This window comes from Pseudomonas sp. ES1 (genome assembly GCF_050586605.1).
Lineage (GTDB): Bacteria > Pseudomonadota > Gammaproteobacteria > Pseudomonadales > Pseudomonadaceae > Aquipseudomonas > Aquipseudomonas sichuanensis.
In genome coordinates this window covers 1-22,429 of the sequence record NZ_JBOBDM010000012.1, presented here as the reverse complement: position 1 = coordinate 22,429, position 22,429 = coordinate 1, and the positions used below count along the sequence as shown (strand labels likewise).

Below are 22,429 nucleotides of genomic sequence, written 5' to 3'. Positions count from 1 at the left end.
TCCCAGCTGTTGCGAATCCTCGACTCCAGCGACCGGAACAACTGGTCCGGGTCCTTGGCGTCACCTTGGATCGTGATTGGCATGTTCGGCATATAGGAGAACTGCTGGTCGACCTTCGGCGGCTCCCCCTTCGACTTGGCCTGTTCCAGCGCCTGGGCCACTACGGGTGCTGTCGGCGCAGGCGCGGCGGCAGCAATGGAGCGGGCGACATCACCCGGCGCCGACTTGCCCTGGTCGCCGCCGGCCACCTGCTCGTCCTCCCCGAACAGTTTCTTGCCCAGCCAGCCGCCGACCGTGTCGCCAGTCAGGCCGCCAATCGCCATCCCGATCGCCCCGCCAACTGCACCGCCAATCGCAGTGCCCAGCACCGGCACAACCGACCCCAGCGCGGCACCGGCTGCAGCGCCGGCCGCACCACCCGCCCAAGCGCCCGCCATCCCGCCGGCAACGCCGCCGTAGCCTTCCGCTTTCTCATTCCGTGTTTCAGCGTTCAGGGCAACGTCAAGCACGGCGGGCACTGCATCGAGAACCTTGCCACCCGGCCCGTTCGATAACCCCCTGGTGACGCTGCGAATGCTGCGCACCATGCCGCCAACGCTCTTGCCGTCCGCCATCCCCGCCAGCCGCGACCACATCGTTGCAGGCTTGACCGGCGACTCAGGCGCTGGCTGCGCTCGAGGACGTCGCCGAGGCGGCGGACCATTCCGGCGACCACGCCGACGCCCGGACCGTCCGCCGGCAGGCGCATCGCCCAGTCCGCCAAGGCCTTGAGCGTTCACCACGAATACAGCGTTGACGCCATCGAGCACAAGGTAAAGAACGGAACATGGCCACAGGGTCGGATCTGGCGAAAAGCCCCCGACGGCCGCATCGCAATCAACATGGTGGAATACGACAAGTGGGCCGAGAGCGCACCTCAAGTGGCCTAGAGGCCGAGCTGGCCAAGCACACAGGCATCGAGATACACGGCGGCAACCTGCGGATCGCCTTCATGTGGCGCCGCATCCGCTGCCGTGAGTCCCTTGGCCTGCCGGTGACTAAAGCCAACATTAGACATGCCGCCCTACTCAGGGCGGCGATTCTTCATGAAATCAAGACCAACACCTTCGAGTACGGGCGCCACTTCCCGAACTCAAAACATGCCGGGAACTACAGCAGCGCGAAGGACGAGCGCCTGGAGGCACTGGCAGAACGTTACAAACCGCTGAAGGCCATCGACATCACCCCCATGACCGAGGAGAAGTACGCCTACGCCATCGACATTTGCGTCGAGCTGGTGGGCAAGGATCGGTTGGCAGGCATCCTGTTGCCCGAGGATATTCACCTACTCCGGGCGCGACTGATCGAGACCCGCGCTCCATCGACCGCTAACCATTACTTGGCCACCTTCGCCGGGTTTCTCACCTGGTGCGAGAGCAACAAGTACTGCGTGGCCGGGCTCGCTGCTGCGTGCACACGCTTTGCCATGAGCGAGAAAGAGCCGGATCCACTGACGCACGAGGAGTTCGACCTGATCGTCACGAAAGGTTGCCTGCACCCTCAAGATGTCGCGGCAACCACGCTTGCCGTCTACACCGGCCTGCGACCTGGTGAACTCTGCGCGCTGGCTGTGGAAGACATCGACCTGCAGGCCGGGAAGGTCAAAGTAACCAGGGCGATCACCGCCGACGGCACATTCAAGCTCCCCAAGACAGGCAAGCCCCGAACGGTACTGTTAATGGAGCCTGCGATCGAGGCCTGCAGAACGCTGATTGCCATCGTAGCCAAGCACCCCAAGCGGGACATACGCGTGTACCACAACCGGCACGAATGGCGAGACGAGTCGGTCACCCCGCTCCTATCCCCAAGCACGCAGGCAAGGAAGCGGGTGATCAATGAGTGGTTCGTCTCAACTGCCTGGAACACGAAATGGGCAGGGATTCAGCGTCGCGCCGGCATCCGGCCAAGACGTCCGTATCAGACGAGGCACACCTACGCCTGCTGGTGCCTTACTGCCCGAGGAAACCTTGCGTTCATCGCAAAGCAGATGGGGCACAAGGACTTCACGATGCTGGTGGAGGTCTACGCCAAGTGGATGGACTCTGAATCCGAGGAGGAACTAAGCCGAATCTGGGAAGGAATTAAGGGAAGAAACAAAGCGGCTACTTAAGTAGCCGCAGACGGTCTTCTGTCCGTGATCTGATATCTTTAGAAACATCTTCCTTCGCATCGGCAACCAGATTACTCAGAGCAAATGAATGTACGTCATATATCTGGAAAGGCAAAAGCAAGACTCTATAGCATCCCAGCGCAAAAAAAGCAGAAGCCATAACCACCAACACTGTTACGGCTACCTCTGGAACCCCTTGCGCCTTTGCCTTGCTAGCAACCATTGTTAGAACGCAAAAAAGCAGGCACATCAAGAACGCAAACAAGGTATTCATTTGCGACATTAGCATATATCGCGTCTTGTGGGCGTAAAGTGCTGTTTGTTCGTAAGACATTTTACTAATGAACTGGCTGCGACCGGAGAACAACATCGCCGTAATGACAAACCCCATGATCACGCCATCAAATGCAATGACAGCATTGAGGAGGTTGTCATCAACAAAGCCTGATCCAAAATAGCCCAGCACCCCACCAATCACTAGAACTGCAAAGTTCCAGGCAAGATAGATGCCATTACTAGCTCCAGACTTCGCAACATCTGCGAGCTCATCCCTCACCAGTTTCGCGTTTCTTACTTCTTCGGGAATTAGGTATAAATATTTCATTGTCTGCCAGCGCTCCAGATTCGTCCAAAATCCTTTTCCCATCTGCTCCGGGCGTGCAAAGCTCTTCCAAGTAGAGCACCATTTTACGCTTTAGTTCTGCTTGACTGGGGTTACGGCCCCCCACGTCTGCGACATGAACCGTTTGCTTAATTTTAAACTTGGACAGCCCCCTGATCGAGGATCCATCGCTGAGGTGGATGATAACACTCTCAACCTCATCCTGCTTCTGCGCCTCGTCGTAAGCCTCGATTACCTTCTTCGTAGGCAGTTTATCCTTTGACCGCCAGTCTACGGTCATCAATCCAGACGAAGGCATATAGCCACGGACATTGGAAAGGAGGCCAATCAATGCGCTTTGGCTATTTGGATCCACCTGGGTTACCCCCACGGTGAAACCCACAGCGCCGCCCGCGCGGTCAATCTCTTTCGACAGCTGCTTTGTAACCGCATCTGTCATAAAGAAAGTTCCCTTTCGGCCCAGGCCTGCCTTACGCGCCATCTTATTAAGATAGCGCTGAATATTATAAACCCCGCCAGTGCTCCGCGTACTTTCGACAATGGCTGAATGTCCATACGCTAACACGTGGGCTATATGAATAAATTCACGTTTCTCGCCATCATTGTCAACGTGCCCAGCCGTATCAACTACAGCATTTTCCTCATCCGGATCAGGTGTTAAGGTCTGAGGAATCACTCCCGGCTCATAGGACCACACTTCAAAGATGCAAGTTTTCTCGTCCAACTCTTGATAGTTATTAAAAAATGTACAGAGATCAGGAATAAACTCATCATCTATTCGAGTGCCCGTCTCATCCATCCGTTCACCTACAGTAGTAAACGTGTCAGCAAGTAATCTCATGAGCACAGGGAGTGTATTATCATTACCATCCTTAAGCTCTGAGAACTTCACAGGCTTCAGCTGCAGCGTCCGGCTTATGAGTTTCTTTTCTGAATCGGTCATGCGGGTCCCTTTGAGCACATCGCGAACGCCATCCCACTGGCTGCTGCAAGCGGAGGAGTGAAAATTCGGGCATCATAGCCCCACACTTGGGCCATGACGAGTCCAATGATAGCCAAAATGCTGGCACTTTCGGGGCAGGAACCAATGGTACAATGCCCCATTTTTGCCCCACCCTCGACCGAAAAACCCGCCAAGCCCTTGATGAATAAAGCAATTTCGGATCTCTCCGCACACACCCCGATGATGCAGCAGTACTGGAAGCTGAAGAACCAGCACCTGGACCAGCTGATGTTCTACCGCATGGGCGATTTCTACGAGATCTTCTACGAAGATGCGAAGAAAGCCGCAAAACTGCTGGATATCACCCTGACCGCCCGCGGCCAGTCGGCGGGCCAGTCGATCCCCATGTGCGGGATTCCGTTCCATTCGCTGGAAGGCTACCTGGCCAAGCTGGTCAAGCTCGGCGAATCGGTGGTGATCTGCGAGCAGATCGGCGACCCGGCCACCAGCAAGGGCCCGGTGGAGCGCCAGGTGGTGCGTATCATCACCCCCGGCACGATCAGCGACGAGGCCCTGCTCGACGAGCGCCGCGACAACCTGATCGCCGCCCTGCTGGGCGATGAACGCCTGTTCGGCCTGGCAGTGCTGGACATCACCAGCGGCAACTTCAGCGTGCAGGAAATCAAGGGCTGGGAGAACCTGCTGGCGGAGCTTGAGCGCATCAACCCGGTCGAGCTGCTGATCCCCGATGACTGGCCCCAGGGCCTGCCGGCCGAGAAGCGCCCGGGCGCTCGCCGCCGTGCACCGTGGGACTTCGACCGTGATTCGGCGCGCAAGAGCCTGTGCCAGCAGTTTGCAACCAAGGACCTCAAAGGTTTCGGCTGCGACAAGCTGACCCTGGCCATCGGCGCCGCCGGCTGCCTGCTCACCTACGCCAAGGAAACCCAGCGCACCGCCCTGCCCCACCTGCGCAGCCTGCGCCACGAGCGCATGGACGACACCGTCATCCTCGATGCCGCAAGCCGCCGCAACCTGGAGCTGGACATCAACCTGGCCGGTGGCCGCGACAACACCCTGCAGTCGGTGCTCGACCGTTGCCAGACCGCCATGGCCAGCCGCCTGCTGACCCGCTGGCTGAACCGCCCGCTGCGCGACCTCAAAGTACTCAAGGCGCGCCAGGACTCGATCCGCTGCCTGCTCGACGGCTACCGCTTCGAAAAGCTGCAACCGCAGCTCAAGGAGATCGGTGACCTCGAACGCATCCTGGCGCGTATCGGCCTGCGCAACGCCCGCCCGCGTGACCTGGCGCGCCTGCGCGACGCCCTCGGCGCCCTGCCCGAGCTGCAGAACGCCATGGCTGAGCTTGAGGCGCCGCACCTGGCGCGTCTGGCCGCGATCACCGGCACCTACCCCGAACTGGCCGGCATGCTCGAGCGGGCGATCATCGACAACCCGCCCGCGGTGATCCGCGACGGCGGCGTGCTCAAGACCGGTTACGACAGCGAGCTCGACGAGTTGCTGGCGATGAGCGAGAACGCCGGCCAGTTCCTCATCGACCTGGAAGCCCGCGAGAAAGCCCGTACGGGGCTGGCCAACCTCAAGGTCGGCTACAACCGCGTACACGGCTATTTCATCGAATTGCCGACCAAGCAGGCCGAGCAGGCGCCGGGCGATTACATTCGCCGCCAGACGCTCAAAGGCGCCGAGCGCTTCATCACCCCTGAGCTCAAGGCCTTCGAGGACAAGGCGCTGTCGGCCAAGAGCCGCGCCCTGGCCCGCGAGAAGATGCTCTATGACGCCCTGCTCGAAACCCTGATCGGCCACCTGGCACCGCTGCAGGACAGCGCCGCCGCCCTGGCTGAACTGGACGTACTGAGCAACCTCGCAGAGCGCGCGCTGAACCTGGACCTGAACTGCCCAAGCTTCGTCGACGAACCCTGCCTGCGCATCGAGCAAGGCCGCCACCCGGTGGTCGAGCAAGTACTGACCACGCCGTTCGTGGCCAACGACCTGGGGCTCGACAACAGTACGCGCATGCTGATCATTACCGGCCCGAACATGGGCGGTAAATCCACCTACATGCGCCAGACCGCCCTGATCGTGCTGATGGCCCATATCGGCAGCTTCGTGCCGGCAGCCCGCTGCGAGCTGTCGCTGGTCGATCGCATCTTCACCCGTATCGGTTCCAGCGACGACCTGGCCGGCGGGCGCTCGACCTTCATGGTCGAGATGAGCGAGACCGCCAACATCCTGCACAACGCCACCGACCGCAGCCTGGTGCTGATGGACGAAGTGGGCCGCGGCACCAGCACCTTCGACGGCCTGTCGCTGGCCTGGGCCGCCGCCGAGCGCCTGGCCCAGTTGCGTGCCTATACGCTGTTCGCCACGCACTACTTCGAGCTGACCGTGCTGCCGGAGAGTGAGCCACTGGTGGCCAACGTGCACCTGAACGCCACCGAACACAATGAACGCATCGTCTTCCTGCACCACGTGCTGCCTGGCCCTGCCAGCCAGAGCTACGGCCTGGCCGTGGCGCAACTGGCGGGCGTGCCGGGGCCGGTGATCCAGCGTGCCCGTGAGCACCTGGGCCGCCTGGAAACCGCCAGCCTGCCCCATGAAACGCCGATTGCCAGCAAGAGCAAGGGCGAGCCGGGCGTGCCGCACCAAAGCGACCTGTTCGCCAGCCTGCCACACCCGGCCATCGAGAAGCTGGGCAAGCTGGACCTGGACGACATGACCCCGCGCCAAGCTATCGAAATGCTATATCAACTGAAGAACCTGTTATAACGGCCACCCACACAAGCTGGTAGAATCCGGCGCGGTTCGCGAGCGCTGCAGGTTATTAGCCTGGCCTGCAGCCACCACCGTGAACCGCGCTGCCCTGGAAGGAAGGGCAAGCTGCCGTCGCCTGAGGAGAGAATTAGAAATGACCTTCGTCGTCACCGACAACTGCATCAAATGCAAATACACCGACTGCGTGGAAGTCTGTCCGGTGGACTGCTTCTACGAAGGCCCGAATTTCCTGGTGATTCACCCGGACGAGTGCATCGACTGTGCACTGTGCGAGCCAGAGTGCCCGGCCCAGGCCATCTTCTCTGAAGACGAAGTGCCTTCCGGCATGGAGAACTTCATCGAGCTGAACGCCGAGCTGGCGGAGATCTGGCCGAACATCACCGAGCGCAAGGACGCTCTGCCCGACGCTGAAGAGTGGGACGGCAAGCCAGGCAAGATCGCCGATCTGGAACGCTGATCGTCCAAATGCAAAAAAGGCCCGTAATGGGCCTTTTTTCATTTTCAGCGGGCAAAAAAAAGGGGCGGTTTGACCCGCCCACATTTTTTCCGTAGTCCCTGTATATCCCACTCATCGTCCTGATGAATCACTCCCTGCGATGTCCTGGTACTCATCCTGAGCACCTGTGCCTGTCCGTCGGCACAGTTCGAATACTAGCGATTCCCACGGCGCCGGCAAGCGGCGAATCTCTCAAGAGATTTCAGGCGCAACAATCGCTAACACCAAAAAATAGCTTTATATTCAATACCTTAGAAAAAGTACGTCAGTGAAAACGACATTGATTTACTAACCCCTACAACGATTACTTACATCACAAGTAAGCGATCACTTACACGCGATAGCACAAGGGTAGATAACTAAACATTTCGCCTGCATGAACAAAAACGCCCCGAGATTATCGGGGCGTTTTTTGCGGCGACGTCAGTGCTACTGGAACAGAGACTCGCTGGACAAACCGTTCTTCTCGAGAATCTCGCGCAGGCGCTTGAGGCCCTCGACCTGGATCTGCCGCACCCGCTCGCGGGTCAGGCCGATCTCCAGGCCCACATCCTCCAGGGTACTGCTTTCATGGCCGCGCAAACCGAAACGACGCACGACGACCTCACGCTGCTTGTCGGTCAACTCGCCCAGCCACTGGTCGATGCTTTGCGACAGATCATCGTCCTGCAGCAACTCGCAAGGGTCTGTGGGGCGGTCATCGGTGAGCGTGTCCAGCAGTGTCTTGTCGGAGTCCGGGCCCAGCGAGACGTCCACCGACGAAACCCGCTCGTTGAGACCGAGCATGCGCTTGACCTCGGCTACCGGTTTCTCCAGCAGGTTGGCGATCTCTTCCGGTGACGGCTCATGGTCGAGCTTTTGCGTCAGCTCCCGCGCAGCACGCAGGTAGACGTTGAGCTCCTTGACCACATGGATCGGCAGGCGGATGGTGCGGGTCTGGTTCATGATCGCCCGCTCAATGGTCTGGCGGATCCACCAGGTGGCATAGGTCGAGAAGCGGAAGCCGCGTTCGGGGTCGAACTTCTCCACCGCACGAATCAGGCCCAGGTTGCCTTCCTCGATCAGGTCGAGCAGCGACAGGCCACGATTGACGTAACGACGGGCGATCTTCACCACCAGGCGCAGGTTGCTTTCGATCATGCGCTTGCGCCCTGCGGGGTCGCCCTTCTGCGACAGGCGCGCGAAATGCACTTCTTCCTCTGGCGAGAGCAGAGGCGAGAAGCCGATTTCGTTGAGATACAGCTGGGTGGCATCGAGCGCCCGGCTGTAATCGATGTACTTGTGCTGCTTGAGCGATGCGCTCTGTTTCGACTTGGTCCGAACCGAAGGTACAGCAGGTTCGTCTGACACCACATCCGTTTCCAAAACGATGCCTGTCTCCATCAGGAGCAGGTCGTCGTCGATGTCAAACTCCGGCACTTCTTTACTGAGAGCCATTGTTATAGTCCTTTGCTGAGTTCGAACTCAGACTCGAGCGTCACCTTTCCGTGGTAGCGCTGGAGCCTGTCCCCTCTACGTCGGAGGAACAGGCTGGGACAAAGATCAACGGCGTGGCAGGAACTGGAGTGGGTCGACGGGTTTACCCTGGCGGCGAATCTCGAAATGCAGCTTCACCCGATCAGTGCCCGTGGATCCCATCTCTGCGATCGTCTGCCCTGCCTTGACCTGCTGCCCCTCCCGAACCAAAAGCCTGCGGTTGTGGCCGTAGGCACTGACGTAGGTATCGCTGTGCTTGATGATGATCAGCTCGCCGTAGCCCCGCAAGCCACTCCCCGCGTAAACCACTGCACCATCAGCGGCAGCAAAAACAGGCTGTCCCAAATCACCGGCGATATCAATGCCTTTATTCAAACTGCCGTTTGAAGCAAATTTTCCAATCAGCACGCCGTTCGCCGGCCACGTCCAGCCGCCAACGGCGCGCTCTGCGGCGGGCACCTGGGCAACCGTTTGCGAGGAAGACGAAGACGCCGAAGTGGCCGATTTGCCATTGTTCGCCGGCGGCGGCGGAGTACCGACCGGGCGGCGGATGACTGTGGTCTTGCTCGACGAAGATGGGCTGCTGGTGACCACCGTGGTACTGCCACCGGCACCACTGTTGAAGCGAATCGGCTGGCCCGGACGAATGGTGTAGGGCGGGGGAATATTGTTGCGCGCCGCCAACTCCTTGTAATCCCAGCCGTAGCGGAAGGCGATGGAGAACAGCGTGTCGCCGGGCTTGACCACGTACTGCCCAGAGGTGACGGCCGGGCGCTTGGGCGCAGCATTGTTGCGGTCGACCACGCGCGCACCGCTCGAGCCGGTACTGGAGCAGCCGGCCAACAGGGTTCCCATGGCCAGCACAATCACCACAAGCTTCAAAACCGATCGTTCCTTGCGCTGCCGAATGCCTGTGTGACCCACCCGCGCTCCCCTCATGGTGCCGAAAGATGACGATGCAAAATGCAATAATGTTGCAATTATAACCGAGCCGCCTCGCTTGGGGTGGCCCGTAGTGAACCGGCGAACGCCAGATACCCCGCCAGATAGACAGGACCCGGCCGCGGGAATTCGTTGCTGACGCAAATATTCCGTGTTTTGTCAGGCCAGCGGGCCGTTGAGCAACGGCACGAAGCGCACCGCCCCCAGCACGCGGCGCGAGAAACCGTGCTCTTCGCGGACGATCAGCATCAACTGCTGCACCTCCCCTGCCGGCCCGACCGGGATGACCATGCGCCCGCCGGGTGCCAGTTGGTCAAGCAGTGCCTGGGGCACCTCCGGCGCCACGGCGGTGACGATGATGCCGTTGTACGGCGCCAGCGCCGGCCAGCCTTCGCAGCCATCGCCCCAACGGAACACCACGTTGCGCAGGTTGAGCTCGACCAGGCGCTCCTTGGCACGGTCCTGCAGGACTTTGATGCGCTCCACCGAGAACACCCGCTCCACCAGCTGTGCCAGGATCGCGGTCTGGTAGCCGGAACCGGTGCCGATCTCCAGCACCTTGTCCAGCGGCCCGGCCTCCAGCAACAGCTCACTCATGTGCGCAACCATGAAGGGTTGCGAGATGGTCTGGTTGTGGCCGATCGGCAACGCGGTGTCTTCGTAGGCACGGTGAGCCAGGGCCTCGTCGACGAACAGGTGGCGCGGGGTACGGCGAATCGCGTCGAGCACCCGGGTGTTCGACACGCCCTCCTCGCACAAGCGCTGGATCAGCCGCTCCCGGGTACGCTGTGAGGTCATGCCGATACCTCGGCGCATCAGATCGTCCTGTTCGCGCATCAGAGCACGCCCTCCAGCCAGCCCTCGAAGCGCTCGAAGGCGTCATTGAAGGTGCGGTCCAGCTGCAACGGGGTGATCGACACATAGCCCTGCATCACCGCGTGGAAGTCAGTGCCCGGCCCGCCATCCTCGGCATCGCCGGCCACGGCGATCCAGTAGCCTTCCTTGCCCCGCGGGTTGACCACCTTGGTCGGTGCCGCCGCGCGTGCCCGGTGCCCCAGCCGGGTGAGCTGGATGCCGCGGATATGCTCCAACGGCAGGTTGGGGATGTTGATGTTGAGCACGGTGCGTGGCGGCAGCTCCAGGCGTGCCTGCGCCTCGACCAGGCGACGGGCGATGTAGGCCGCCGCCGGCAGGTTGTCGGTTTGTCGCGAGAGCAGCGAGAAGGCCAGTGACGTGCCCCCCAGGAAGCGCCCTTCGAGCGCGGCGGCGACCGTGCCGGAATACAGCACGTCATCGCCCAGGTTGGCGCCCAGGTTGATACCGGACACCACCATGTCAGGGGTTTGCGGCAACAGGCCGTTGAGCCCCAGGTGCACGCAGTCGGTCGGCGTGCCGTTGAGGCTGATGAAGCCGTTGGCCAATGTCTGCGGGTGCAGGGGCCGGTCCAGCGTCAGCGAACTGCCGGCGCCGCTCTTGTCTTGATCCGGGGCAATCACCGCGCACTCGGCGTAATCCGCCAGCGCAGCATGCAGCGCGGCGAGGCCAGGTGCGGTAACACCGTCGTCATTCGAAATCAGAATACGCATGGGCTGTCCGTCTGCCCTGCCGGCACCAGATCGACGAGTTCGCGCACCACCACGGTGGCGAAGCATCCGGCCGGAAGGACGAATTCCAGTTGCAGGATATCAGGCTCGGGATAATGCCACGTCAGCCGCCCAATAGGGAGCCGCAGGATACGTCGTTCGTGATCCATGCCCGCCCGCGCCAGCCATTGGCACAGTGCTGGATGCTGTTCGGCGATGGCCGATTCGATCGCCAGCGTGGCGCCACTGCTCGGGGCATCGCCTTCACCCCATAGGGGGCCGGTGGGGTGCAGGTCGAGAATGGCCAGCCGTGGATCGCTGCATTCGGCCTCGCCCGCGGGGAAGAAGCTGCGGCTGTCGGTGAAGGCCAACAAGTCGCCGACCTGGGCGCGCTGCCAGCTGCCATCGGCCACACGCGCGGCCAGCACCTGGTTGAACAGGTAGCTGCGCGCCGCCGAGAGCAACCGCGAACGTACGTTGCGTTGCTCCGGCAACGCCTGGCGGGCTGCCCAATCCTGGGCATCGTGAACATTGCCACCGGCATGGCCGAAACGTTGGCCACCGAAGTAGTTGGGCACACCGTGCTGCTTGAGTTGCTCGAGGCGTGCATCGAGGGCCTGGTGGTCGGCCTGCAGCGCGGTCAGGCGCAGCGTGAAACCGTTGGCCGCATGGGCGCCACGCTGCAGCTTGCGCTGGTGGCGCACCTGCTTGAGCACACGCAGGGTTTCGTCTTCGGCACGGGACAGGTCAGGGTCGGCCTTGCCCGGCAGGTGCAGGCTGAACCATTGGCGGGTCAGGGCCTGACGGTCCTTGAGGCCGGCATAGCTGATCGAACGCACTGGCACGCCGGCGGCGCGCGCCAGGCGGCGGGCGGCTTCTTCGGTGTTGAGGTCACGCTTCTCGACCCACAGCCACAGGTGCTCGCCCTGGCCGGACAGCGGGATGTCGAGCACTTCGTCGACCTGGAAATCTTCGGCCACCGCCTTGAGCACCGCAGTACCCAGGGCCTCACCCGAGGCACGCGGCCCCAGCAGTTGCAGTTCGTTCATACCGGCAGCAACAGGGCAACCGCATGCACAGCGATCCCCTCCTCACGGCCGGTGAAGCCCAGCTTTTCTTCGGTGGTGGCCTTGACGTTGACCTGGTCGAGCTCGACCTGCAGGTCTTCGGCGATGCGCTGGCGCATGGTTTCGATATGCGGGGCCATTTTCGGCGCCTGGGCAACGATGGTGGCGTCGACGTTACCGACCTTCCAGCCCTTGTTGCGCACGACACCCAGCACATGGCGCAGCAGCACGCGGCTGTCGGCGCCCTTGAACTGCGGGTCGGTGTCCGGGAAGTGCTTGCCGATGTCGCCCAGCGCCGCAGCGCCAAGCAGGGCATCGCTCAGGGCATGCAGCAGCACGTCACCATCGGAATGGGCCAGCAGGCCGTATTTGTGGGGGATACGCACCCCGCCCAGGGTAATGAAATCACCGTCGGCGAAACGGTGGACATCGTAGCCATGGCCAATACGCATAGAAAAACGCCCTGATTGAGACAGGGCGTGATTCTACCTGCTTTCATGCAGTCTTGGGGCTGCTGTGCAGCCCTTCGCGGGTGAACCCGCTCCCACAGGGAACACTGCAAGCCGAGGGCTGCAGATACCCTGTGGGAGCGGGTTTACCCGCGAAAAAGCCAACACTGAGTTGCCTGGTCACCCCCTGCCCAGTGCCACCGCATGATGGCGCAGATGCTCATCGATGAAGCTGGCGATGAAGTAGTAGCTATGGTCGTAACCCGGCTGCAAACGCAGGGTCAGCCCATGCCCACCCTTGCGGGCGGCCTGCTCCAGCACTTCTGGCTTGAGCTGTTTTTCGAGGAAGTCGTCGCGATCCCCCTGGTCCACCAGCAGCGGCGGGCATTCACCCGCCTCGGCCAGCAACACACTGGCATCCCACTCGCGCCAGCGCGCCCGGTCTTCGCCCAGATAGCGGCTGAAAGCCTTCTCGCCCCAAGGGCAGTCCATCGGGTTGCTGATTGGCGAGAACGCCGACACCGAGCGGTAACGCCCCGGGTTGCGCAGGGCGCAGACCAGCGCGCCATGCCCGCCCATGGAGTGGCCACTGATGCTGCGCTGATCGGACGCAGGGAAGTGCGCCTCGATCAGTGCCGGCAGCTCGTCCACCACGTAGTCGTGCATGCGGTAGTGCTGGGCCCAGGGCTGCTGGGTGGCGTTGAGGTAGAAGCCGGCACCCAGGCCGAAGTCCCAGGCGCCCTCCGGATCACCCGGCACCCCTTCGCCACGCGGGCTGGTATCAGGGGCGACGATGATCAGCCCAAGCTCTGCGGCCAGACGCTGGGCGCCGGCCTTCTGCATGAAGTTCTCGTCGGTGCAGGTCAGGCCGCTGAGCCAGTACAGCACCGGCAGCTTCTCGCCCTGCTCGGCCTGGGGCGGCAGGTACACGGCGAACACCATGTCGCAACCGAGCACCTTGGAGCTGTGCCGGTAGCGCTTGTGCCAGCCGCCGAAGCTTTTCTGGCAGGAGATGTTTTCCAGCGTCATGGCAGGGGCCTCAGAAGTGGATAACGCTACGGATGCTCTTGCCTTCGTGCATCAGGTCGAAGGCCTTGTTGATGTCTTCCAGGCCCATGGTGTGGGTGATGAAGGTGTCCAGCGGGATCTCGCCCTTCTCGGACATCTCAACGTAGCTCGGCAGCTCGCTGCGGCCACGCACGCCGCCAAACGCCGAACCGCGCCAGACGCGGCCGGTGACCAGCTGGAACGGACGGGTGGCGATTTCCTGGCCGGCACCGGCTACGCCGATGATCACCGACTCGCCCCAGCCCTTGTGGCAGCACTCCAGCGCCGCACGCATCAGCTGCACGTTGCCGATGCACTCGAAGGAGAAGTCCACGCCGCCGTCGGTAAGGTCGACGATGACTTCCTGGATCGGGCGGTCGTAATCCTTCGGGTTGATGCAGTCGGTGGCGCCCAATTGGCGGGCGATCTCGAACTTGGCCGGGTTGATGTCGATGGCGATGATGCGCGAGGCCTTGGCCTTGACCGCACCGATCACCGCCGACAAACCAATGCCGCCCAGGCCGAAGATAGCCACGGTGTCACCCGGCTTGACCTTGGCGGTGTTGAGCACGGCACCGATACCGGTGGTGACGCCGCAGCCGAGCAGGCAGACCTTCTCCAGCGGTGCTTCCTTCTGGATCTTGGCCACGGAGATTTCCGGCAGCACGGTGTACTCGGAGAACGTCGAGGTACCCATGTAGTGGAACAGCTGCTGGCCCTTGTAGCTGAAACGGCTGGTGCCGTCGGGCATCAGGCCCTTGCCCTGGGTGGCGCGGATCGCCTGGCACAGGTTGGTCTTGCCCGACAGGCAGAATTTGCACTTGCCGCATTCCGGGGTGTACAGCGGGATCACATGGTCACCGACCGCCACCGAGGTGACGCCCTCACCTACCGCCTCGACGATCGCCCCGCCCTCATGGCCGAGGATCGACGGGAAGATGCCCTCCGGGTCGGCACCGGACAGGGTGTAGGCGTCGGTGTGGCAGACCCCGGAGGCGACCACGCGCAACAGCACTTCACCGGCCTTGGGCATGGCCACGTCGACTTCGACGATTTCCAGGGGTTTCTTGGCCTCGAAGGCTACGGCAGCACGGGACTTGATCATCATGGGTCTCCAGACAGAGTGTCGATATCAGTCTCGCAGTGTAATTCATGCCTATTTGATGAATAATCCGGCCAACTAAAAAACATTATTGCCATACAGGGATAATCCATGAGCAGTCGCTGGGAAGGCATCGACGAGTTCGTCGCCGTCGCCGAATCAGGCCAGTTCACCGCGGCCGCCGAGCGCCTGGGGGTGTCCTCGTCCCATATCAGCCGGCAGATCGCCCGCCTTGAAGAACGCCTGCAGACCCGCCTGCTGTACCGCAGCACCCGGCGGGTGACCCTGAGCGAAGCCGGGCAGACCTTCCTCCAGCATTGCCAGCGCCTGCAGGACGGCCGTGAAGAGGCGCTGCGCGCCATGGGCGACCTGGCCAGCGAACCCAAAGGCTTGCTGCGCATGACTTGCGCCGTTGCCTATGGTGAACGGTTCATCGTGCCGCTGGTGACGCGGTTCATGGCGCAGTACCCGCAATTGCGGGTCGAAGTGGAACTGAGCAACCGCACCCTCGACCTGCTGCATGAAGGCATGGACATGGCGATCCGCCTGGGGCGCCTGCAGGACTCGCGGCTGGTCGCCACGCGCCTGGCGCCTCGGCGCATGTACCTGTGCGCCTCGCCCGCCTACCTGGAGCGTTATGGCCGCCCCCACAGCCTGTCGGAACTGGCGCGGCACAATTGCCTGATCGGCAGTTCCGACCTGTGGGCGCTGCAGCAGGATGGGCGCGAATTCAGCCAACGGGTGCAGGGCAACTGGCGTTGCAACAGCGGGCAGGCGGTGCTGGATGCGGCGTTGCAGGGGATGGGCTTGTGTCAGCTACCGGATTATTACGTGCTGGAACATCTGCACAGTGGCGCGCTGGTGTCGTTGCTGGAGGGGCACCAGCCGCCGAACACTGCGGTGTGGGCGCTGTATCCGCAGCAGCGGCATCTGTCGCCGAAGGTGCGACGGTTGGTGGACTATCTCAAGGAAGGGTTGGCGCAGTTGCCGGAGTATCGGCAGGGCTGAAGACAGGTGCTGATGGTACTGGCCTCTTCGCGGGTAAACCCGCTCCCACACGATTTCACCGCACCTGAAGTCAGTGACAGTCCTGTGGGAGCGGGTTTACCCGCGAAGAGGCCATTACAGGCAGATGACCTTTAGCGGCGAGTCGCCCAGCGCTGACGCAACCACTCCAGGTCTTCCGGCCGGGTCACCTTGATGTTGTCGCTGCGCCCTTCGATCAGGCGTGGCGCGTAGCCGGCCCACTCGATGGCGGAGGACTCGTCGGTGACCGCCACATCCGACACCAGGCACTCGGCCAGTGCCCGGTGCAGCATCCCCAGACGGAACATCTGCGGCGTATACGCCAACCAGACGGTACTGCGATCCACCGTGGCGCTCACCCGGCCATCGGCGCCGGCGCGCTTGAGGGTGTCCCGCGCCGGGACCGCCAACAAGCCACCCACGGCGTCATCAGCCAGCTCGGTCAACAACCGATCCAGGTCGCTACGTGCCAGGTTGGGCCGCGCCGCATCGTGCACCAGCACCCAGTCGTCGTCCGACGCCCCCTGGGCATGCAGCAACAGCAAGGCATTGAGCACCGAGTCGGCACGCTCGCGCCCGCCCGGGGCACGCTGTATGCGCCCATCGCTGGCACAGCGCAGGTCGGGCCAGTACGGGTCTTGATCGGCAATGCTGACCACCATGCCCTTGAGCGCAGGGTGGCCTAGAAAACAGTCGAGGCTATGCTCGAGGATTGTCTGCCCGCCCAACTGCAGATACTGCTTGGGCCGGTCGGCAGCCATGCGGGCACCAACGCCCGCGGCGGGAATCACGGCCCAGAAGGCCGGCAATTGCTGAGTCATTTTTGCGGCAACTGGTAGAGGGTTTCGCCCTCCTTGACCATCCCCAGTTCATGACGAGCCCGTTCTTCCACGGTCTCCATACCTTTCTTCAGCTCCAGGACCTCCGCATCGAGCACGCGATTACGCTCCAGCAGCCGTTCGTTCTCGGCGTGCTGTTCGTCAATCTGCTGCTTGAGCTCGGTCACTTGCGCCAGGCTGCCATTACCCACCCAAAGGCGATATTGCAGGCCGCCGAGCAGCAGGAGCAGAACGAGAAACAACCAATAGGGACTGCGCATGAAGATATCCAGGGTATAAGGCCGCCGCAGCGAGCTTCCGATAGCACGAAGCCTGGCCGAGGCCAGGCTTCGTCGACAGAAACCCGTGTGAAGCATCTGAACATTCAGTAGGAATGCTCAGGCTGCCTCGGCTGCTGCCTTTTTACCATCTCTTGCTCAGCCGCGAAACTCGGCGCGGCCACGGTAGACGGCCTTGGCACCCAGTTGCTCTTCGATACGCAGCAGCTGGTTGTACTTGCTGACGCGGTCGGAGCGGCACAGCGAGCCGGTCTTGATCTGGCCAGCAGCGGTACCAACGGCCAGGTCGGCAATGGTCGAGTCCTCGGTTTCACCCGAACGGTGCGAAATCACCGCGGTGTAGCCGGCGGCCTTGGCCATCTGGATGGCTTCCAGGGTTTCGGTCAGCGAGCCGATCTGGTTGAACTTGATCAGGATCGAGTTACCGATGCCCTTCTCGATGCCTTCCTTGAGGATCTTGGTGTTGGTAACGAACAGGTCGTCGCCCACCAGCTGGACTTTCTCGCCGATCTTGTCGGTGAGGATTTTCCAGCCAGCCCAGTCGGACTCGTCCAGGCCGTCTTCGATCGAGATGATCGGGAAACGCTCGGTCAGGCCTTTGAGGTACTCGGCGAAACCTTCGGCGTCGAACGACTTGCCTTCACCGGACAGGTTGTACTTGCCGTCTTCGTAGAACTCGGAAGCGGCGCAGTCCAGGGCCAGGGTCACGTCGGTGCCCAGCTTGTAGCCGGCTTTCTCGACGGCTTCGGCGATGGCGGCCAGGGCGTCTTCGTTGGAAGCCAGGTTCGGCGCGAAGCCACCTTCGTCACCGACGGCGGTGTTCAGGCCACGGGCCTTGAGCACGGCTTTGAGGTGGTGGAAGATTTCGGTGCCCATGCGCAGGCCGTCGGAGAAGGTCTTGGCGCCAACCGGCTGCACCATGAACTCCTGGATGTCGACGTTGTTGTCGGCGTGCTCGCCGCCGTTGATGATGTTCATCATCGGTACCGGCATGGAGTACTGGCCCGGGGTGCCGTTGAGGTTGGCGATGTGCGCGTACAGCGGCAGGTCCAGGTCCTGGGCGGCAGCCTTGGCGGCAGCCAGGGAAACAGCCAGGATGGCGTTGGCGCCCAGCTTGGCCTTGTTCTCGGTACCGTCCAGCTCGATCATGGCGCGGTCCAGAGCCTTCTGGTCAGCCGGGTCCTTGCCCAGCAGCAGTTCGCGGATCGGGCCGTTGATGTTGGCGACGGCCTTCAGCACGCCCTTGCCCAGGTAACGGCTCTTGTCGCCATCACGCAGCTCCAGCGCTTCGCGCGAGCCAGTGGAAGCACCCGACGGCGCGCAGGCGCTGCCGATGATGCCGTTGTCGAGCAGCACGTCGGCTTCCACGGTGGGGTTGCCACGGGAATCGAGAACTTCACGACCTTTGATGTCGACGATCTTTGCCATTGTTGTAAGCACTCCAGAATTGACGAAACTAACGCAACTTTTGGGAATTCTTGCCGTTCACCAGGCGACATGGCACGGGCAGGCCTGGCGAAGGGAGCCCCTGACCGATAGGTCAGGGGTTGGAACGGGCGGTACTTTACCCGAGAAATGAGCTTTACGCGGTTTCTACCGTCGGAAAACTTTTCACCAGGTCGTCCAGCTGCTTGAGCTGGGCGAGGAACGGCTCCAGCTTGTCCAGGCGCAGGGCGCACGGGCCGTCGCACTTGGCGTTGTCCGGGTCCGGGTGGGCTTCGAGGAACAGCCCGGCCAGGCCCTGGCTCATGCCGGCCTTGGCCAGGTCGGTGACCTGGGCACGGCGGCCTCCGGCGGAGTCAGCACGGCCGCCCGGCGTCTGCAGCGAGTGGGTGACGTCGAAGAACACCGGGTACTCGAACTGCTTCATGATGCCGAAGCCGAGCATGTCCACCACCAGGTTGTTGTAGCCGAAGCTCGAACCGCGCTCACACAGGATGAGCTGGTCGTTGCCGGCTTCGACGCACTTGGCGAGGATGTGCTTCATCTCGTGGGGCGCAAGGAACTGCGCCTTCTTGATGTTGATCACCGCACCGGTCTTGGCCATCGCCACCACCAGGTCGGTCTGGCGCGACAGGAAGGCCGGCAACTGGATGATGTCGCATACCTTGGCCACCGGCTCGCACTGGTAGGGCTCGTGCACGTCGGTGATCACCGGCACCTTGAAGGTCTGCTTGATCTCTTCGAAGATCTTCAGGCCTTCTTCCATGCCCGGGCCACGGTACGAGGCCACCGACGAGCGGTTGGCCTTGTCGAAGCTGGCCTTGAACACGTACGGGATGCCGAGTTTCTCGGTCACCCGCACGTACTCCTCGCAGACCTTCATTGCCAGGTCACGGGATTCCAGGACGTTCATGCCGCCGAACAGGACGAACGGCTTGTCGTTGGCGATCTCGATGTTACCGACGCGAATGATCTTCTGAGTCATGGATCAGGCCTTGTTCTTCTGTGCCAGGGCTGCCTTGACGAAGCCGCTGAACAGCGGGTGACCGTCACGTGGCGTCGAGGTGAACTCTGGGTGGAACTGGCAAGCGACGAACCATGGGTGGTCCTTGGACTCGACCACTTCGACCAGCGCGCCGTCTTCGGAACGACCCGATACCACCAGGCCGGCGTCGACCAGTTGTGGCAGCAGGTTGTTGTTCACTTCGTAGCGGTGACGGTGACGCTCGGTGATGATGTCCTTGCCGTAGCAGTCGTGCACTTTCGAGCCCGATGCCAGCTGGCAGTCCTGTGCGCCCAGGCGCATGGTGCCGCCCAGGTCGGAGGCTTCGGTACGGGTCTCGACCGCGCCGGTGGCGTCTGCCCACTCGGTGATCAGGCCGACGACCGGGTGGCCACTGTTGCGGTCGAACTCGGTGGAGTTGGCGTCTTTCCAGCCCATCACGTTACGGGCGAACTCGATCACGGCCACCTGCATGCCGAGGCAGATGCCCAGGTACGGGACCTTGTTCTCACGGGCGTACTGCACCGCGGTGATCTTGCCTTCCACGCCGCGCAGGCCGAAACCGCCCGGGACCAGGATGGCATCGGCGCCTTCGAGCAGGCTGGTGCCCTGGTTCTCGATGTCTTCGGAGTCGATGTAGCGCAGGTTGACCTTGGTGCGGTTGGTGATGCCGGCGTGGCTCATCGCTTCGATCAGCGACTTGTACGCGTCCAGCAGCTCCATGTACTTGCCGACCATGGCGATGGTCACTTCCTGCTCAGGATTGAGCTTGGCATCGACCACCTTGTCCCACTCGGACAGGTCGGCGCTGTTGCACTGCAGGGCGAAGCGCTCGACGACGAAGTCGTCCAGGCCTTGTGCGTGCAGTACGCCAGGGATCTTGTAGATGGTGTCGACGTCTTCCAGCGAAATCACCGCACGCTCTTCGACGTTGGTGAACAGCGCGATCTTGCGGCGCGACGAGGCGTCGACCGGGTGGTCGGAACGGCAGATCAGCACGTCAGGCTGCAGGCCGATGGAGCGCAGCTCCTTGACCGAGTGCTGGGTCGGCTTGGTCTTGGTCTCACCGGCGGTGGCAATGTACGGAACCAGCGTCAGGTGCATCAGCATGGCGCGCTTGGAGCCCACTTCGACGCGCAGCTGGCGGATGGCCTCAAGGAACGGCTGCGACTCGATGTCACCCACGGTGCCACCGATCTCGACCAGCGCGACGTCGGCATCGCCGGCGCCCTTGATGATGCGGCGCTTGATTTCGTCGGTGATGTGCGGGATGACCTGAATGGTCGCGCCCAGGTAGTCACCACGGCGCTCTTTGCGCAGCACGTGCTCGTAGATACGGCCGGTGGTGAAGTTGTTGTTCTGGGTCATCGTGGTGCGGATGAACCGCTCGTAGTGGCCCAGGTCGAGGTCGGTCTCGGCGCCGTCGTGGGTGACGAATACTTCACCGTGCTGGAACGGGCTCATGGTGCCCGGGTCGACGTTGATGTACGGGTCCAGCTTGAGCATGGTGACTTTGAGCCCCCGCGCTTCCAGGATGGCCGCCAGGGAAGCCGAGGCAATGCCTTTCCCCAATGAAGAAACAACACCGCCCGTGACGAATATGTAGCGCGTCATGAAAAACCCTAGAAGTCTGCGTTAAGGCGGCACGCGCCGCCGGAGAAAGCGAAGGAAGGCCGAAGCCCCCGATCACCTGCGTCAATCACAGTGCATCTCGAACAACTGCCGCGTCTGTACAGACCAGGGGTATCCCCGGCATGGAGCTCGCTCGTCATTTTAAGAATCAGCCCAGCAAAAAACTGCTTGGTAATCGGCAACCCCTGTGTTTTCGAGGAACCCACAGAAGTTGTATCAAGAAGGGAGGGTAGTCTACCGGAATGTACCCTTCAGCTCAAACCTTGCACGCTGGTCGGCGGCTGCCAGTGCAACTGGCAATTTGCCGCCCCCAGCTCGGGCAGGTTGGCCACCGCCAGCAACTGCTCGCCCTGATACAGCAACGGCAGACGCGGGCGCACGAAATGCGGGATCTGCAACTCGTTGAGCAGACGCTTGAGGTCGCGCCGGCCACGACCGGGAAGGTCCAGCACTTCGCCGCCCTGGCGATAGGCGATGCGCAGGCCCGCAGCGGCTGATTGCGCTGCCAACCGCACATGGCCGTTGCCCGGCAATGCCAGCGGCCGGGTCGGGTCCTGCCAGGCCGGCGCCCCGGATGGCGCGCGCTGCCACTCGCCACTCAACCACCAGATGCGTCCATGGCTGCGCTGCAACTCGCCGTCGGTCAGGCGCCACACCGGCCGGGCGTCGACTGCTGCGTCGCGCAGGTCGTTCCAGCCCGCCCAGTGGCGGCTATCGGGCAACCGGGTGCGCCGGCCAAGCCAGTATTGCAGGGCATTGCGCTGGCGCGCTGGCGACAACGCCGCGAGGGTAGCGAGGTCGAGGGAGTCCAGCCCGAGCCAGGGCAGCGGCGCATTGCCGCAGGCCGTCGCCAGGTCGTCTGTGGCCAGTTCGTCGAGCAGGCCCAATGCCTCCCCCAGGTGCTCGGCGCTGCGCGCCAGGCTCGCTTCGCCCTGGGGCCAGCGCTGCCTCAGCAGCGGCAACACCTCGCCACGCAGGTAGTTGCGGGCGAAGTTGGTGTCGCTATTGCTGGGATCATCGACCCACGCCAGCTCCTTGCTCCGGGCATAGGCCTGCAATTGCTCGCGCGACAGTTTAAGCATCGGGCGAACCAGCACGCCCTGCCCCAGCGGCCGCACCTCAGGCATGGCCGACAGGCCCCGCAACCCGGCGCCACGCAGCAGACGGAACAGCAAGGTTTCGGCCTGATCGTCACGGTGCTGGCCGGTGAACAGCACGGCGCCTGGGGCGAGCAGCTTTTCGAAGGCCGCGTAGCGGGCATCGCGGGCAGCCTGCTCAAGGCTGGCACCCGGGGCTACCTGAACGCGAATGACGTCGAGTTCGATGCCCAGGGCATCACAGACGGTTTTGCAGTGGGCGGGCCATGCATCGGCGGCAGCTTGCAGACCATGGTGCACATGGACGGCACGCAGCGGCGGCGCGGGGTGGTTGCGGGCGTAATCAGCCAGCAGGTGCAGGAGGACGGTGGAGTCGAGGCCGCCGGAGAAGGCGATGTACCAGGCGGGGGCGTTTAGCCAAGGGGTGAGGTTGAGCATCGGG

Annotated in this window: 21 protein-coding genes; 5 read left to right on the top strand and 16 right to left on the bottom strand. The window is 62.4% G+C overall.

Annotation, left to right across the window (positions count from 1 at the left end; genetic code table 11):
- The first annotated feature begins 65 nt into the window (after window positions 1-65).
- Entirely contained in the window at window positions 66-554 is a 489-nt protein-coding gene (locus ACQ4N9_RS07130) for a hypothetical protein (RefSeq protein WP_430932515.1), read from the top strand.
- A 344-nt stretch (window positions 555-898) separates the two neighbouring features.
- Window positions 899-2,149 carry an Arm DNA-binding domain-containing protein gene (locus ACQ4N9_RS07125; RefSeq protein WP_430932513.1) on the top strand — a complete coding sequence of 417 codons (1,251 nt, stop codon included), beginning with the start codon at window positions 899-901 and terminating at the stop codon, window positions 2,147-2,149.
- Here ACQ4N9_RS07125 and ACQ4N9_RS07120 read toward each other — a convergent pair.
- Both ACQ4N9_RS07120 and ACQ4N9_RS07115 read right to left on the bottom strand, forming a co-directional pair.
- On the bottom strand, window positions 2,142-2,753 hold the full coding sequence (locus tag ACQ4N9_RS07120; protein ID WP_430932511.1) for a hypothetical protein: 612 nt from the start codon (window positions 2,751-2,753) through the stop codon (window positions 2,142-2,144). The genes ACQ4N9_RS07125 and ACQ4N9_RS07120 overlap by 8 nt on opposite strands.
- Entirely contained in the window at window positions 2,695-3,714 is a 1,020-nt protein-coding gene (locus tag ACQ4N9_RS07115) for a hypothetical protein (RefSeq protein ID WP_430932509.1), read from the bottom strand. Before ACQ4N9_RS07115 ends, ACQ4N9_RS07120 begins: the two co-directional genes overlap by 59 nt.
- Before the next feature lie 213 nt (window positions 3,715-3,927).
- Between ACQ4N9_RS07115 and mutS the strand changes: the two genes are divergently transcribed.
- Both mutS and fdxA read left to right on the top strand, forming a co-directional pair.
- On the top strand, window positions 3,928-6,501 hold the full coding sequence (gene mutS / locus ACQ4N9_RS07110; protein ID WP_430932568.1) for a DNA mismatch repair protein MutS: 2,574 nt from the start codon (window positions 3,928-3,930) through the stop codon (window positions 6,499-6,501).
- A gap of 139 nt (window positions 6,502-6,640) precedes the next feature.
- Window positions 6,641-6,964 carry a ferredoxin FdxA gene (gene fdxA / locus ACQ4N9_RS07105; RefSeq protein ID WP_003252355.1) on the top strand — a complete coding sequence of 108 codons (324 nt, stop codon included), beginning with the start codon at window positions 6,641-6,643 and terminating at the stop codon, window positions 6,962-6,964.
- Between the two features lie 468 nt (window positions 6,965-7,432).
- Here the strand turns inward: fdxA and rpoS are convergent, their stop codons facing one another.
- The 8 genes from rpoS to ACQ4N9_RS07065 form a co-directional block, all read right to left on the bottom strand.
- Complete coding sequence (rpoS, locus tag ACQ4N9_RS07100; RefSeq protein ID WP_110992393.1) at window positions 7,433-8,440, bottom strand: RNA polymerase sigma factor RpoS; 1,008 nt, start codon at window positions 8,438-8,440, stop codon at window positions 7,433-7,435.
- 105 nt (window positions 8,441-8,545) lie between these two features.
- Window positions 8,546-9,403, bottom strand: coding sequence for a peptidoglycan DD-metalloendopeptidase family protein (locus tag ACQ4N9_RS07095; RefSeq protein ID WP_390968048.1), 858 nt, complete (start codon window positions 9,401-9,403; stop codon window positions 8,546-8,548).
- 177 nt (window positions 9,404-9,580) lie between these two features.
- Window positions 9,581-10,219, bottom strand: a complete 639-nt coding sequence (locus ACQ4N9_RS07090; RefSeq protein WP_390968088.1) for a protein-L-isoaspartate(D-aspartate) O-methyltransferase — start codon at window positions 10,217-10,219, stop codon at window positions 9,581-9,583.
- 38 nt (window positions 10,220-10,257) lie between these two features.
- Window positions 10,258-11,007, bottom strand: a complete 750-nt coding sequence (gene surE / locus ACQ4N9_RS07085; protein WP_279845536.1) for a 5'/3'-nucleotidase SurE — start codon at window positions 11,005-11,007, stop codon at window positions 10,258-10,260.
- Complete coding sequence (gene truD / locus ACQ4N9_RS07080) at window positions 10,995-12,053, bottom strand: tRNA pseudouridine(13) synthase TruD (RefSeq protein ID WP_390968049.1); 1,059 nt, start codon at window positions 12,051-12,053, stop codon at window positions 10,995-10,997. The genes surE and truD overlap by 13 nt, the downstream gene beginning before the upstream one ends.
- Window positions 12,050-12,523 carry a 2-C-methyl-D-erythritol 2,4-cyclodiphosphate synthase gene (gene ispF, locus ACQ4N9_RS07075; RefSeq protein ID WP_125465197.1) on the bottom strand — a complete coding sequence of 158 codons (474 nt, stop codon included), beginning with the start codon at window positions 12,521-12,523 and terminating at the stop codon, window positions 12,050-12,052. Before ispF ends, truD begins: the two co-directional genes overlap by 4 nt.
- A 177-nt stretch (window positions 12,524-12,700) precedes the next feature.
- Window positions 12,701-13,549, bottom strand: a complete 849-nt coding sequence (gene fghA, locus ACQ4N9_RS07070) for an S-formylglutathione hydrolase (protein ID WP_390968050.1) — start codon at window positions 13,547-13,549, stop codon at window positions 12,701-12,703.
- Between the two features lie 10 nt (window positions 13,550-13,559).
- Complete coding sequence (locus ACQ4N9_RS07065) at window positions 13,560-14,672, bottom strand: S-(hydroxymethyl)glutathione dehydrogenase/class III alcohol dehydrogenase (RefSeq protein WP_258706638.1); 1,113 nt, start codon at window positions 14,670-14,672, stop codon at window positions 13,560-13,562.
- A gap of 108 nt (window positions 14,673-14,780) precedes the next feature.
- Here ACQ4N9_RS07065 and ACQ4N9_RS07060 point away from each other — a divergent pair, with 108 nt between their 5' ends.
- The gene (locus ACQ4N9_RS07060; protein ID WP_390968051.1) at window positions 14,781-15,677 is read left to right on the top strand and encodes a LysR substrate-binding domain-containing protein; all 897 of its coding nucleotides are present in this window, start codon (window positions 14,781-14,783) and stop codon (window positions 15,675-15,677) included.
- Window positions 15,678-15,808: 131 nt separating this feature from the next.
- On the opposite strand, the gene ispD is transcribed toward ACQ4N9_RS07060, so the two are convergent.
- The 6 genes from ispD to tilS form a co-directional block, all read right to left on the bottom strand.
- Window positions 15,809-16,516 carry a 2-C-methyl-D-erythritol 4-phosphate cytidylyltransferase gene (ispD, locus tag ACQ4N9_RS07055; protein WP_390968052.1) on the bottom strand — a complete coding sequence of 236 codons (708 nt, stop codon included), beginning with the start codon at window positions 16,514-16,516 and terminating at the stop codon, window positions 15,809-15,811.
- On the bottom strand, window positions 16,513-16,794 hold the full coding sequence (ftsB, locus tag ACQ4N9_RS07050) for a cell division protein FtsB (RefSeq protein ID WP_110992403.1): 282 nt from the start codon (window positions 16,792-16,794) through the stop codon (window positions 16,513-16,515). The genes ispD and ftsB overlap by 4 nt, the downstream gene beginning before the upstream one ends.
- 156 nt (window positions 16,795-16,950) lie before the next feature.
- A complete protein-coding gene (gene eno, locus ACQ4N9_RS07045; RefSeq protein ID WP_125859888.1) occupies window positions 16,951-18,240 on the bottom strand; it encodes a phosphopyruvate hydratase in 1,290 nt (429 codons plus the stop codon).
- Between the two features lie 154 nt (window positions 18,241-18,394).
- Window positions 18,395-19,240: a 3-deoxy-8-phosphooctulonate synthase gene (kdsA, locus tag ACQ4N9_RS07040; RefSeq protein WP_390968053.1), complete on the bottom strand. Its 846-nt coding sequence runs from the start codon at window positions 19,238-19,240 to the stop codon at window positions 18,395-18,397.
- Window positions 19,241-19,243: 3 nt separating this feature from the next.
- Complete coding sequence (locus tag ACQ4N9_RS07035; RefSeq protein WP_110992406.1) at window positions 19,244-20,872, bottom strand: CTP synthase; 1,629 nt, start codon at window positions 20,870-20,872, stop codon at window positions 19,244-19,246.
- A 269-nt stretch (window positions 20,873-21,141) separates the two neighbouring features.
- On the bottom strand, window positions 21,142-22,425 hold the full coding sequence (tilS, locus tag ACQ4N9_RS07030; RefSeq protein ID WP_390968054.1) for a tRNA lysidine(34) synthetase TilS: 1,284 nt from the start codon (window positions 22,423-22,425) through the stop codon (window positions 21,142-21,144).
- Between the last annotated feature and the right edge of the window lie 4 nt (window positions 22,426-22,429).